Source organism: Stenotrophomonas sp. KH_052 (assembly GCF_057838755.1).
Map to the genome: position 1 here is coordinate 2,494,089 of NZ_CM174475.1, position 13,402 is coordinate 2,507,490.

The window sequence follows — 13,402 nt, forward strand, 5'->3', positions numbered from 1 at the left end:
ATGCTTGGCCGCTACTGGCCTCACTGGGGTAAACGGAAAATGGCGGTGGGGTGGGAACCCTCGCCGGAAGAAATTTTCGTTCCGGCGTCAGCGGGCGACGGGCCGCTCGTCGATGCGATAGCCGCCCTGGGCAGTGCGCGTTACCTGCACCGGCAACAGATCCGGCAGTGCTTCCAGGAAGGTGGCCGGGGCATCGGTGGCTGCGTAGCCGGAGACCGGCAGGAACTTCAGCCCTGGCTGGCCCAACGTGACGGGATGGCCCAGATACTGCCCCACCTCCTGCGCCACTTCGTCCAGCGGGGTGCGCCGGAACACCAGGCGTCCATTGCGCCAACCGCCAATGCTGTCTGCGCTTGCGGCGATGGGGCGATAAGCAGCGGTGAGCGTGGTAACGGCCAGGCCCTGTTCGGCGTGCAGGCTGACCGGCGAGGCACCTTCGGCGCGATCCGGCTGCACCCGCACGTGCCCATGCAGCACCTTGACCACGACTTCGCCCGGCCCATTGCGCACATTGAAGGTCGTGCCGACCACCCTCACCCGGCTGCGCTGGGCATCGACGGTGAAGGGACGGTCGGCCGCCGGGGCGACCTCGAAGAACGCCTCGCCCTGGCTGAGCACCACTTCACGACGGGATCGATAGAAATGCACGGCCAGCGTGCTGCGTGCATTGAGCGAAATGCGTGAGCCGTCCGGCATTTGCAGATCACGTATCTCACCCGCACCGGTGGCCACGTCCTGGACATAGCTGGGCGCGGAATACCAGGCGTAGCCGACGTACCCCAAGACCAGCATTGCCACGGCCGCAGCCGCCGCAACGCGTGGCAGGCGCCACGAGCGTGCGTGCCGCACCGCCCTGCCCCGTCGTTGAATGGCAGGTACTGCTGGGGTGATCACCGCACGCGCGTCCGAGGCCAGCACGGGGCGCGGCAGCTGGCCGAGGTCGTCCCAGGTTCTGGCCACGTCGGCGAACGCCTGTCGGTGCGCTTCGCTCTCGGCCAGCCAGTGCTGCAGGGCCGCCTCATCCTTCGGTTGCCAGGCCGCATCCTGCCGCCGCACCAGCCACGCGGCGGCCGCCTCATGCAGGGCAAACGGGTCGGAACCTGCGGCAGAAGGGAGATCGGTCATCGGCAGGGAAAATCAGCATCGATGGCAGGCGCCAACGCCTTGCCTGTCCCACTGGGTTGATGCAGTTCCTGCATCTGTGCCAGAGACGCATAGCGTACCCGCACTTCGCAGTAGGCAACCGCTCGCGACAGGTGCTTGACCACCATGCGGCGGGAGATCTGCATGCGAGCGGCAACGTCCTCCTGGGTCAGTCCATCGAAGCGGCAGAGCACGAAGGCCTCGCGTTGACGCTCCGGCAGCTCGGCCAGCGCTTCTCGCAGGCGTTCCAGGCGCTGCCGCTGGGCGCTGAGCTGCAACGGGCACTGTGATTCATCGCTGGCGATGGCCTGGACCGCATCCTCGGCGTCTGCCAGCGGCAGCGTCTGGAGACGGCGGCCTGCGGTGTGCTCACGATATTCATCGGCCACGGTGTTCATCACCGTTCGCCGGAAATAGGCGCCTTGCTGGTCGCACGAGGCCAGTGCAGGGTTTGCCGCCAGCCATTTGACTGCACCGTCGTGCAGGGCGTCCTCACCGTCCGCACCTCTGACACGCGCAAGGCTGCGCAGAATGGGCCCGCGCCAGCGGGCATAGGCTTTCGCAAGGAGGTTCCCACCCATTGGCGAGGCGTCTTCCGGAATGCCTGCCTCCGTGGACGAGGCCCGATCCGCGTTGCTGCCCGTGCCCCGGCCTAGCGTGGACACATCACCCTCAGGGCAAATGCCTGCGGTCTGCACAGGTGGGGCGGGGAATTCACGTTGGGAGCCGGAGTTCTGGCCGCTACAAGCGGCGGAAGGGTTGGGATGCCGCAAGTGTAGTGAGAGTCATTTGCAATTGGAACTCCCTACCCCCTCCCGTTCCTGCAGCCGCGGTTCGGATGAAGCCTGGGAGCTGGGGTGAAGTGCGCGGCAGTTGCGCCCTCCGGGAAGCTGCCGTGATCGCACCATTGGCGCGACGAACTCCACCGCCTCAATCGCGAACCGGCCTGCAAGCGCCTTCGCGTGACCGTCCGGGGTGTAGCTTTTCCGGATGTCCCTCATATCGGCTTCGTCGGCGAGCAGCAGCAGTGCTACCTGCCTGCCAGTGCCTGCGTCGATCGCCTCGATCTCGAGGGAGAGCTGCCCCTTGCTCACCGGTCCCATCAGGACCGATGTGGCAATGTTCAGGCCGACAGACACCTCCTTCACCGAGGTGATCCTTGCAAGCAGCAACAGCCCCGTTCCCGGCCGCCCTGCCCCGCTCCAGCCCAGGCGCCTGTCGATCTGCCGCTGCAGCTGACTGCTTACGGCAGCCTTGAGGCGATCACCGACGCCCGGGCTCAGCGTTGCAGCTACCTCTGGCATCAGCAGGACGGGGGCGAGAGTCACCGTCTGGAAGTGCCCGTGCGTGCTACCCGCCGGCACGATCTCCATCCGACGCTCCCCGTGGATGCTGAGATCTGCATAGGTCCTGGCCTGGTTTGACCTGACCACATGCACCGGACTGCATGCGGCCAGCAACAGCATTCCCACTCCTGCGAGGAGCCGCGGAACCCGCCGCCACAAGCTGCCTTCCGCGACGCGTCCGGAACCGGGTGTTCTCGCCAGAGTGGCAGTTCGATCGCCGCCTGATGAATGACGACGGCAGCAGGGAATTGCAGAGCGCATGACTTTCACAGGTTGAGTGGAACGGAATCAATCGAGGTCGAACATCCCCGACGTGCGAGGCTTGCCTTGGCCGGTCCGGAATGCCGGGCCCGACGATTTCAGGGTGTCGGCAGGATGTCGGCAATCACCAATGCAACATGTGCTTCGGATCGAACAGCACGCACGACACTGCCATGATGATCACGACAAGCACCGCGAATCCTGTGGCAATGGCGCCTCTGAGAAATCCAATTCGGATGAGGATGTGCTTCAACAGGGCCACCTCGCCAAGCAGCAGGACAAAGAGAAGTCCTGCTTGTGCTGCGGCAAGCAGCGCATAGACCAATGCCCAGCACCCCCATGCGATGGCCGCCACACGAATGACGGACGCCGGAACGTCCATCAGCAGCCCCACCACGATCAGCATCGTCACCGCAATGGTGATCGTGCGCATGTTCTCAGCCACGTTCTTCAACGTGGCGCCTTCCCGCGCCAATCGATCGACCTCAAGGAATCTCGCCGCGAGTTTCGATTCAAACAGCCGTATGCGCTTCATGGTTCTACCCAGGTGAAGGAGGGGTGGCTGGAGAGGACTGCACACGCACTGGTGCAATGGACTACAGACGCGCAACCACCACCGGCAGCACGGCCCGGCGGCAGCCCCGACGTCAATGGGTGGCCCGGCCTCTACCGATGGCTGCCCGCCATGCTGGAACCACGGTGGATGATGTCTACCTGGATTCCCGGAACTCGGTTGGCAGGCAACCCGCCCAACGCTTGAATGCGCGGCGGAATGCACGGGCGTCGGAATATCCAACCGCGTCTGCAATTTCGGCGATGCTCAACTCTGAGTTCAGCAGGAGATCGCGGGCGCGCTCATACCTCGCTTCGTCCCGAATCTCCCTATAACTGGAATCCTGGCGGCTCAGGCGGCGGCGGAGCGTTCTTTCACTGACATTGATCAGGCTCGCAAGTTCGCTCTGCTTGGTCGTTGACTCGATATCACATCGAAGGTGGCTCGACAGGGATTCAACAATCTCATTGCGGCCCCCTCGCGTTGGAAGAAGTGAATCCAACTGCTCTCGGACAATTCTTGAATTGACCCGATCGAAACCGGGCAAGCGCGCGCTCAGCCAATGTGAGTCTATGGTCAGGCGATTGACGCCAGCATCGAAGCGGACAGGGCACTGGAAGAATCGTCGATAGACTTCAGGATCAGAGGGCTTGGGGAGTGAGAAATCAACCCTGAGTGGCGCGAATGATGGTCCAATCACGTATCTGCTGACCGCAACGAATCCGGCGAACGCGTCCTCGACCAGCACCGACTCCAGTTGAATGTCGAATCGTTTGAACCGGACTTCCATCCTCACTTCCCTTCCCACCTCCTCCACCGTGTGGATCAGCATCGAGCCGATGGCTTGCTGATGGGTGAGGCCGTACGTCAGTGCATCGCCGTAGGTCTCGCAGGTGAGCATTGCCAATCCGGGTACGCCCCAAGAAATGGGCGTCTGTCTGGCTCCCAGTGCCAGGCCCAGCGCAGGTTCGCCCAGCAAGCGCTCAGCCCGCATGAACAACTGGCGCATCTGGCGGTAGGACAGCCTCACGTCCCTCATTGATAGATCGCGATAAGTGAAGCCGAGCCCGCGGCATAGCTCTTCCGGAGAGAACCCCCGGTCCTCGACCAAGCCGAGGATTACCCTCGCCCCGGTAGGCACTATCTCGGCAATCTGCGATTCGCTTGCGGCGTTTGGATCTTCAGAAGCCTGGAGACCGGCAGCATCCAGCGCGGGATCCTCGCCGGCGACAGGCCAGTCCTTGAATGCCGGCAAATTCTTGGGGATAGGGGCCATCACGTATTCGAAAGGTAGTGCGACGCCCACATAGTCGGGCCGCCAGGGGACCTGTTTCAACATGGCGGACACATTCTGGCCTTTTGGGTCCCCTGCCCGACCTCCAATGTCCCTTTGAGGGCACCGACAGTAACCATGCCCTCACGTCGCTGACCAGATTCAGGCGGGAACGTCTCATGCGACGAGGGATCACTAGGCGAGCCATCTGTCCCAGTTGACCTGTTTGAGCCCCTGCGTGTCCATAACTGTCCTGTTCGTGGTCCAGGTGTCCCCCTAAATTTACGCCGCCTGCAGACCTGACTACACCGCGCTGGTCTGTGGAACTGACCACCCATACAAGGAATCGAACGTGAAAACCCATATGACCTGGTCATTGGTGCCTCGTCTCAGCGCGCTGGCCATTGCCCTGTCCGCGATGACGGGATGTTCCGATACACCAGAGAGCGGGACGGCAGAAGCCCGCACCGCGTATGTCGCCTCCGTTCGACAGGCTGCTGGCGATCAGCGCGCTTACATCGGCACCGTGCGTGCCACGCAGCGAGGACAGCTGTCCTTCCCGGTCTCCGGAAAGGTCTCCGCGGTACTTGTTGAACCGGGTGACGTTGTACGCAAGGGACAGGTGCTTGCTCGACTGGATCCGGTCCCCTTTGCCGCGCAGGAGGCGTCCGCTGCTGGCGACGTCGCACGCGCGCAGGCCGCACTGGACGAGGTCCAGCGACGCGTCGAGCGACTGGATGTTGCACAGAAGGCCGATGCGCTCAGCCCGGCGGAGATGACCGCAGCGAAGGCCGAACTGGCGGCCGCCAATGCGGCAGTTCGAAACGCGCGCGCGCAGCATGAACTTGCCGGCTGGTCACAGGGGGAGGCCACGCTGCGAGCCACCTTCGATGGGGTGGTCGCTGTCCGCAACGTTGAAGTTGGGCAGTCCGTAGGCCCGGGCGCCGTCGCCCTCCAGGTCGATGGTGCGGGCCGTGAGCTGTCTGTCGCGATTCCGGGCACCGCTCCCCTGGGTGTTGGGCAGGCGGTCAATCTGATCAGCGGCTCGGATACCGTGGAGAGCAAGGTGGTGCGTGTCGACGGCCGCGTGGATGCCGGCGGCGTGCGTACGGCATACGTCGCAGTTCCCGAGGCGTCGACCGTGGGCTCGACCTGGTCGGTCCAGATCACTGGCGCGGATACGGGCCCGGCCAGGCTTCAAGTGCCATTTCGTGCTGTTCTGCCGTCTTCCGTTGGCGGTAAGGGGCAGGTGCTTCGGCTGGCAAAGGATGGCAAGACGACCGAGCTTGCCGAAGTAAGCCTGGGTCAGTATCACGGTGACTGGATCGAGGTGAGCGGGCAGATTTCTGCCGGTCAGCGCGTCGTGGTTGCGGGTGCCAAGGCCATCCGTCCGGGCACGCTGATCAAGCCCATCGAAATGAAGATGGGATCAGAACAATGAGCCTCTCCTCATTCTCGCTGGCGCGCCCCCGCCTGACCTTGCTGGCGATTGTAGCGATCGTCCTCACCGGCCTCATTCTGGCGCTGGACTTCCCATCCACTGAAGAGCCCCCCATCACCATTCGCACGGCGACGGTACTCAGCTTCATGCCGGGCGCCGGCGTGGACCGGGTCGAGCAGCTGGTCGCTCGCCCGATCGAGGAGAGCATTCGTGGCATGCCGGAGGTCAAGCGCATCCGGACGACTGTTCGTCCAGGCTTTGCGTTCACCTACGTTGATCTCTATCCCACCGTGGAATCGGAAAAGATCCCCATCGTGTGGCAGCGTTTGCGCTCGCGCATGGGGGACATCCAGAGCCAGCTTCCCGAGGGAACGATTGGCCCGGTCGTGGACGACGAATTCGGTCGGGTTGCGGTGATGACCATGGGCCTGACCGGCGAAGGCTATAACGCAGGCGAGCTTCGGGCAGAGGCACGCCGCCTGCGCGATGAGCTGTTCCGGCTGCCCGGGGTGGAGCGTGTCTCGCTGCACGGCGTGAGGGACGAGCAGGTCCAGATCATCCTGGACGTGCCTTCCCTGGCTGCGCGTGGGCTCAACCCCAATGTGATTGCCGACGCGGTTTCCAGGCGCAATGTCATTGCGCCGGCAGGTTACGTCGAGATCGGAGGTTCGGAGATCGCGCTCAACGTGAGCGGTGACGCCGACAACCCCTCCCAGCTGAAGAGCACGCCAATTCCGCTGCCGAGGGGTGGCTCGGTGCCCCTGGGCGCCCTTGCGCGAGTGGAACGGGTGACCCAGGACCCGCCGATGACCGGTGCATTCGTCAATGGCACGCCGGCCGTGGTGATAGCGGTCTCCATGGCACCGGGACTCAACGTGGTGAGCTTCGCCGATCTGCTGCGAGGCGATGTTGAACGGCTTTCGGAAACGCTGCCGGCCGGCATGCAGCTTGTCCAGATCACGGATCAGGCCGAGGTTGTTTCCACCCAGCTGCTGCGCGTTGCCAAGGTTTTCCTGGAAACCCTGGCCATCGTCATGGCGGTCGTCGTCCTGTTCCTTGGAATGAGGACCGGCCTGATCGTCAGCGCCATCGTACCGACCACGGTGCTGGGGACAATGGCAATCATGAAGATCCTGAACATCGATCTGCACATGATCTCGGTGGGTGCAATCATCATTGCCCTGGGCTTGTTCGTTGACAACGCGATCGTGGTTGCCGAAGACATGGAGCGGCGGCTTTCGCTGGGTGAGACGCCGGACCAGGCTGCCGCTCACGCAGGCAGCACGATGTTCGTGCCGCTTCTGGTTTCTTCGCTGGCGATCATCCTCGCGTTCATGCCGCTGGCCATCTCCAGCACGGAAACCGGTGAGTATCTGCGCAGTCTCGGCATCGTGATGGCCATCGCCCTGCTGTTGTCGCTGGTCATCGGCGTTACCCTGATTCCGCTGCTGTGCAAGCACTTTGCCCATCACCATGCCGAACTCAGCCGCACCGCACGCGCGGTCGAGCGGCTGACGGGCTGGTACCGTGGCAAGGTCCGCTGGATCCTCGGGCACAAGGCCATCTACATCGGTGTAATGGTTGCGCTGCTGGCAACCTCCGGCTGGCTGTTCACCACCGTCCCCAACGAGCTGATGCCGCCGTCCGAGCGCCATCAGCTGCAGATGGCCATCGAGCTGTCCCCGGATTCCAGCCCGGCCAATACGATGGCGGTTGCTCACCAGATCAGCAAGGTACTGGCCGACGAGAAGCTCGTTCCGGAGATCTCCAGCCACGCCCTGTACATGGGCGATGGTGGCCCACGCTTCATTCTGGCACTGAATCCCCCTACTCCCGCAGGACACCGCGCGTATGCCGTGCTGTCCCTTGCGAAGGGCGTCAAGCATGAAGCGGCCATTGAGCGGCTGCGTTCTGTGATGGCAACACACTTCCCGGATGTGCGGGTGGAGCCCAAGCGGTTCTCGATGGGGTCTTCGGATGCCGGGGTTGCGACGTTCCGCATCTCCAGCAGCGACGGCGCACATCGGATTGCCGCCGAGAAGCTGCTGCGCACGCTGCAGGACACGCCGGGGATGGTGGATGTATCCAGCGATGCCGAACGACAGGTTGTCCAGCTTGATGTGGACGTCGATCAGCCCAAGGCCCAGGCCGCAGGCATCAGCAGCGCGGACATCGCAAAGAGCATGGACATGCTGCTGACCGGCGCAACGATCTCCCGTTATCGTGAGGGCGACACCGTTCTCCCGGTCATCCTCCGCGGAGAGGCGGCACTGCGTACGGATATCGGGCAGCTTGAGGCACTCCCGATCCAGAAGGCGGATGGCAGCGGAAGCGTGCCGCTGGGCCAGGTGGCCAAGCTTCGCTTGGCGCCGCAGCTGTCTTCAATCCAGCGAGTGAATCAGGCGCGGGCGGTCACCGTGCTTGCAAAGAGCTCCGAGCTGACAGCCCAGGGGATCGCGGACAAGGTCGAGCCACTTCTTTCCGAATTCCGCAAGCAGGGCGTGCGGGTTGAACTCGGTGGCGAGATCGAGGAAAGCAAGAGTGCCAACGAAGGCATCGAGAAGCTGCTCCCGCTCTGCCTTGCTGCCATGTTCCTGTTGTTCGTATGGCAGTTCGAGAGCATCCGCAAGAGCCTGATCGTCCTGGCGAGCATTCCGTTCGTGGTCATCGGCGCGACCTTGGCACTCAAGCTGAGTGGCACCAGCCTGACCTTCATCGGAACACTGGGGCTGCTCGCACTTGCCGGCATCATCGTCAACAACGCGATTCTTCTCATCGATGCGATCGACGAAGGCCAGCGCGATGGCTTGCCTCCTCTCCAGGCCATTGAAGAGGCTGCGGCAAAGCGCTTGCGGCCCATCGTCATGACCAAGATGGTCTGCATTCTAGGCCTTGTCCCGCTGCTGCTGTTTGGCGGCTCCATGTGGACCAGCATGTCGATCGTGATGATCGGCGGCCTCGCCCTTGGAACGCTGATCACGCTGGGTCTCATTCCAGCGCTGTATGCCGCGCTCTACCGCATTCACCCGACCGAGGAGGCATGATGATGTCTATTGGAAATCGAGTTGCCTGCCTGTCGATTGCTATGCTTGTGGCTCTGTCTTCTGGCTGCGCCTCTGTGGCCCCCAGGACCGGGATCCCTGACGCCGCAGCCCGGCATCATGTGGGCCAGGCACCCACGCCGGCGGCGCTGGATGCGGATGTCCTGCCCGGGACGCCCAACAGGCAATGGTGGAAGGACTTCTCCGACCCCAACCTGGATGCGCTGGTCACCCTGGCCATGCGCGGGAATCATGACCTGAAGTCTGCCCTTGCCGCCGTGGTGGAAGCGCGCGCACTGGCAGGCGCGGCGCGCAAGGACTATCTGCCGAGCGGTGCGCTGCAGGTCAAGGCCGAAGCCATGCAGTCCGCCCAGATCGAAGCGGATCCCTATCGCCAGGATCTTCCCCGGCCCCCTTCCCAGAGGCTGCTGTCCGCTGGACAGATGTTCTCCTGGGAACTGGACCTGTTTGGGCGCATTGGCACCGCCGCAGCCATGGCCGATCGCAAGGCCGATGCCGCGGCGGCTGACGCGAGGTCAGCGGCCGCAGTGCTCCAGGCCGAGGTTGCGAAGAACTACTTCCTGCTCAGGATGGACCAGATCAGCCTGTCCTCTCTTGATCGGGAGGTTGGCCTCAGCGAGGCCCGCGTTGCGCGAGTGAAGGCCCGGTATGCGGCCGGGCTGGTCGATCGCAGGGAGGCACTTGCGGTCGAATCCGAACATGCCGAGCTGGTAGCGCAGGAGGCGGCAACCGTTACCCGGCTGCAGGCGGACAGGGCCGCATTGGCGGTTCTTGCGGGCCGCTCGCCGACCGCGCGGGACGACACCTGGGAGGCGTTGCTGGCCCCGACTCCACTGCCGGCCCCGCCGGGTCTTGCATCGCTTGCGCAGCCGACCGACCTCCTGGCGCGGCGGCCTGACGTCGCCAAGGCCGATGCACTACTGCGGGCAAGCCTTGGCAACGTCGTACTCGCCGAGCGCGCGCACCTTCCGCGCCTCACACTGAATGTCTTCGGCGGCATCCTTGCACCGTTCGGTTCGCTGGGCGATTCCAGCGCAAAGCGCTTCTCGGCCGGCCCGGAGCTTCAGTGGGAGTGGCTGAGCTTTGGCCGGAAGAAGGCCAGGGAGGAAGCGGCGCGCGCCGGGAGCGATCAGAACTGGCATGCGTTCGAGCAGACCGTGCTGACTGCGCTGAAGGAGAGTGAGGACTCCCTGCATGCGTGGACGAGCTCCCAGGTCAGGATGCAGCAGGCGGTAAATGCCGAGGCACTCAGCAGCAGATCTTCGGCCTATGCCTCTTCCCGCGTGGACGCTGGAATCGAACCGAAGGATGCCGGCCTGCAGCAGCAGGCGATGCACGAGAAGGCGCGCAGAGAGCTTGCGGCGGCACAGGCCGGGCTGCTGATGGCCCACGTGCAGGTGCAGTTGGCACTGGGGGCATGGCAGCCCGAGAAGGGGGACCCGGAGATTGAAATCGGCAGGCCCATCGCTTCCCGGAAGAGCACCGAAAGCGAAGCATCCGCGGCGCATCACTGACTGGCTCGAACGACAACCCGCCCGGCCGTACCGGCCTGGCGGATAGTTCGTCGCCCGCTACATGAGGAAAACTCTCTTGAACGCTACCCACAGTTCGTCCGTGCGTGTGCCCGGCATACTCATCCGCGAAACGGCAGCGCTTATCGTCCGCAATGGTCGGTCTTCGGTGACCGTCAGTGAGATTCTTGAGTGCTCGGGCGTCAGCCGTGGCGCGATGTTCCATCACTTCTACTGCAAGCAGGATCTCATCGACGCCACTTTTTCGTGCTGGCTGCAGAACTTCAATCATGATGTGGAACGGAGAATGCGTGCCAACGGGCTCCGCCCCGGCGCATTCACCAACGCCTACGTGGAATCGGTGGTCGAGGGCTGCAGGCGGCACGACGTTGCAATGCTCTCGGCCCTGATCATTCGCCTGGACCTGACCCAGGTATCCGCGTCGCAGTGGATCGAGTGGATGAAAAAGAAGCTGGCCACCGAGCCGTCCGAGGCGGACGATCCCGCGCTGAAGTCTGAGCGTCTCGCCGCCGATGGTCTGTGGCTTGGCTCACTGTCCTGCCCTGCCCCCGCCAATGAACCGAAGATCGACATTCAAGCGCCGCAGATCCCGGTGCAGCGCTGTGGCCATGGCCCGTCCCATCGCCTTGTCTAAGGACGATCAGGACGCGCGGCCGCGCGCTCATCGAACAGCAGGGATGCAACCGTGCCATGGCTAGAAGAACCAGGGAGGACGCACACGCCACGCGTGAGAGGATCCTCGATGCCGCACTGGTGTGCCTGCTGCGCCACGGAGCCGCGGGCGCCACGCTGGAGCTGATCGCCACCGAGTGCGGCCATTCGCGCGGCGCGATCTACTGGCACTTCGGGTCCCGTCAGAACCTGCTGGGTGAACTTTCCGCGCGAGGGCGGCCAGATGCACCCGAAGGACTGCGGGAGGCCGCCATCCGGCAGTGTAATGACCCGTTCAAGCTTCTGTTTGCGGACCTGGTCAGAGTCTTTGATCACACGCGTCGTACCCCACGCGTTCGCCGGACAGTTGAGCTTCTGCTCCGCTCTGGCGCATCACGTGAGCTCGGCGGCCTAGGCGACGTGCTTGCAGCGTGCGCGATGCCGGAGGTCCGCATGCTGGAGCTTATATACCAGCGTGCAGGAGCACTGGGCCAGCTCCGTGAGGGCGTTGATACAGCCACTGCGGCGCGCAGCCTTCATGCGATCGCGGTCGGTGTTCTGCTGGGATCAATCCTGGAGCCCGGCATCCTCGACCTGGAGATGGGCGCGGCACGCACCGTGGAAGACCTGCTCAGGCTGCACATGGCTGTTCCCTTCGCGACTGCCGGAACGTGGTTCACCCCATGTGCGGGCTGAGCCGGTTCCTCATCGATCCACTTCGCCGAACACAATGTCATAGGTGCCAATCATGGCGACGACATCCGCCAGCATGTGGCCCCTGACGATTTCATCCAGTGAGGAGAGATGGGCGAAGCCGGGGGCACGCAGGTGCACCCGGAATGGCTTGTTGGCGCCATCGGAGATCAGGTAGCAACCGAACTCGCCCTTGGGCGCCTCGACCGCTGCGTAGGTTTCACCTGCCGGCACCTGGTAGCCCTCACTGAAGAGCTTGAAGTGATGGATCAGCGCTTCCATGTCGGACTTCATCTCCTGCCGGGACGGCGGCGCCACCTTGAAGTTGTGGAGCATCACCGGGCCGGGGTTGGCGCGAAGCCAGTCGACACATTGCCTGATGATGCGGTTGGACTGTCGCATCTCCGCGACCCGGCACAGGTAGCGGTCATAGCAGTCACCGGCGGTGCCGACCGGAATGTCGAAGTCAACGGCATCGTACTTCGCGTAGGGGCGCTTCTTCCTCAGATCCCATGCCACGCCCGAGCCTCTCAGCATCACCCCGGTCATGCCCCAGTCCATGGCCTGCTGCGGGCTCACAACGCCAATGCCCACCGTACGCTGCTTCCAGATTCTGTTGTCGGTGAGCAGGGTTTCGTAGTCATCAATCCGGTTGGGGAATTCGCGGGTGAAATTCTCGATGAAATCGAGCAGCGACCCTTCTCTTGCGGCGTTCAGCCGCCGCAGCTCCTTCCCCTTCTTCCAGCGTGACTCCTTGTACTTCGGCATCTGGTCAGGCAGATCACGGTACACACCGCCGGGCCGGTAATACGTGGCATGCATTCGAGCGCCGGATACCGCCTCGTAGCAGTCCATCAGCTCTTCGCGCTCCCGGAATGCGTAGAGCATCACGGCCATGGCGCCCAGGTCCAGCGCGCCCGTTCCGATGTTCATGAGGTGATTGAGGATACGGGTGATCTCATCGAACATCGTGCGGATGTACTGTGCCCTGATGGGCGCCTCGATTCCCAGAAGGGTTTCAATCGCACGTACGTAGGCGTGTTCGTTGCACATCATGGATACGTAGTCCAGTCGATCCATGTAGCCGATGGACTGGTTGAAGGGCTTGGACTCCGCCAGCTTCTCGGTACCCCGGTGCAGCAGGCCCACATGCGGATCCGCGCGCACAACGGTCTCGCCATCCATCTCAAGCACCAGGCGTAGTACCCCATGTGCCGCAGGATGTTGGGGGCCGAGGTTCATCACGTAGTTCCGGATCTCGGTATCCCGCCGATCACCGCGCATGGGAGCGGGGCCGCCCGCCGTCGTCCGCTTCATGTTCATCCAATAGCTTCCGTAGACCGAACGCATTCAGCGGAAGTGCTCAATGCTCCAAGCGTCGATGCTACTTCGACGTGGAAGGCCGGTTATGGACTGCTTGGTCTGGAATGTGGGGCGCTGGGATTGT

The 13,402-nt window shown here is 63.5% G+C and carries 11 protein-coding genes; 5 read left to right on the plus strand and 6 right to left on the minus strand.

Features of this window, described 5'->3' with window-relative positions:
* Positions 1–87: 87 nt before the first annotated feature.
* From AC3ITW_RS11535 to AC3ITW_RS11555, 5 genes are all read right to left on the minus strand, one after another.
* Entirely contained in the window at positions 88–1,125 is a 1,038-nt protein-coding gene (locus AC3ITW_RS11535; RefSeq protein WP_100468485.1) for a FecR family protein, read from the minus strand.
* Positions 1,122–1,808, minus strand: a complete 687-nt coding sequence (locus AC3ITW_RS11540) for an RNA polymerase sigma factor (RefSeq protein ID WP_006367541.1) — start codon at positions 1,806–1,808, stop codon at positions 1,122–1,124. The genes AC3ITW_RS11535 and AC3ITW_RS11540 overlap by 4 nt, the downstream gene beginning before the upstream one ends.
* Positions 1,809–1,928: 120 nt before the next feature.
* Positions 1,929–2,609 (minus strand): DUF3313 family protein, encoded by a 681-nt coding sequence (locus AC3ITW_RS11545; protein WP_012511081.1) that lies wholly within the window; start codon positions 2,607–2,609, stop codon positions 1,929–1,931.
* A 265-nt stretch (positions 2,610–2,874) separates the two neighbouring features.
* Positions 2,875–3,285, minus strand: coding sequence for a hypothetical protein (locus AC3ITW_RS11550; RefSeq protein ID WP_012511082.1), 411 nt, complete (start codon positions 3,283–3,285; stop codon positions 2,875–2,877).
* A gap of 175 nt (positions 3,286–3,460) precedes the next feature.
* Complete coding sequence (locus tag AC3ITW_RS11555; RefSeq protein WP_489390359.1) at positions 3,461–4,579, minus strand: AraC family transcriptional regulator; 1,119 nt, start codon at positions 4,577–4,579, stop codon at positions 3,461–3,463.
* Positions 4,580–4,928: 349 nt separating this feature from the next.
* Between AC3ITW_RS11555 and AC3ITW_RS11560 the strand changes: the two genes are divergently transcribed.
* The 5 genes from AC3ITW_RS11560 (at position 4,929) to AC3ITW_RS11580 (ending at position 11,958) form a co-directional block, all read left to right on the plus strand.
* On the plus strand, positions 4,929–6,017 hold the full coding sequence (locus AC3ITW_RS11560) for an efflux RND transporter periplasmic adaptor subunit (RefSeq protein WP_232053916.1): 1,089 nt from the start codon (positions 4,929–4,931) through the stop codon (positions 6,015–6,017).
* Positions 6,014–9,061, plus strand: a complete 3,048-nt coding sequence (locus AC3ITW_RS11565; protein ID WP_100468493.1) for an efflux RND transporter permease subunit — start codon at positions 6,014–6,016, stop codon at positions 9,059–9,061. The genes AC3ITW_RS11560 and AC3ITW_RS11565 overlap by 4 nt, the downstream gene beginning before the upstream one ends.
* Positions 9,062–9,180: 119 nt before the next feature.
* Positions 9,181–10,593, plus strand: a complete 1,413-nt coding sequence (locus AC3ITW_RS11570; protein ID WP_489389500.1) for a TolC family protein — start codon at positions 9,181–9,183, stop codon at positions 10,591–10,593.
* A gap of 76 nt (positions 10,594–10,669) precedes the next feature.
* Positions 10,670–11,245 carry a TetR/AcrR family transcriptional regulator gene (locus AC3ITW_RS11575; protein ID WP_238380120.1) on the plus strand — a complete coding sequence of 192 codons (576 nt, stop codon included), beginning with the start codon at positions 10,670–10,672 and terminating at the stop codon, positions 11,243–11,245.
* A gap of 56 nt (positions 11,246–11,301) precedes the next feature.
* Complete coding sequence (locus tag AC3ITW_RS11580; protein ID WP_100468502.1) at positions 11,302–11,958, plus strand: TetR/AcrR family transcriptional regulator; 657 nt, start codon at positions 11,302–11,304, stop codon at positions 11,956–11,958.
* 9 nt (positions 11,959–11,967) lie between these two features.
* Here AC3ITW_RS11580 and AC3ITW_RS11585 read toward each other — a convergent pair whose 3' ends face one another.
* Positions 11,968–13,272 (minus strand): NADH-quinone oxidoreductase subunit D, encoded by a 1,305-nt coding sequence (locus AC3ITW_RS11585; protein WP_100469163.1) that lies wholly within the window; start codon positions 13,270–13,272, stop codon positions 11,968–11,970.
* Positions 13,273–13,402 lie beyond the last annotated feature (130 nt).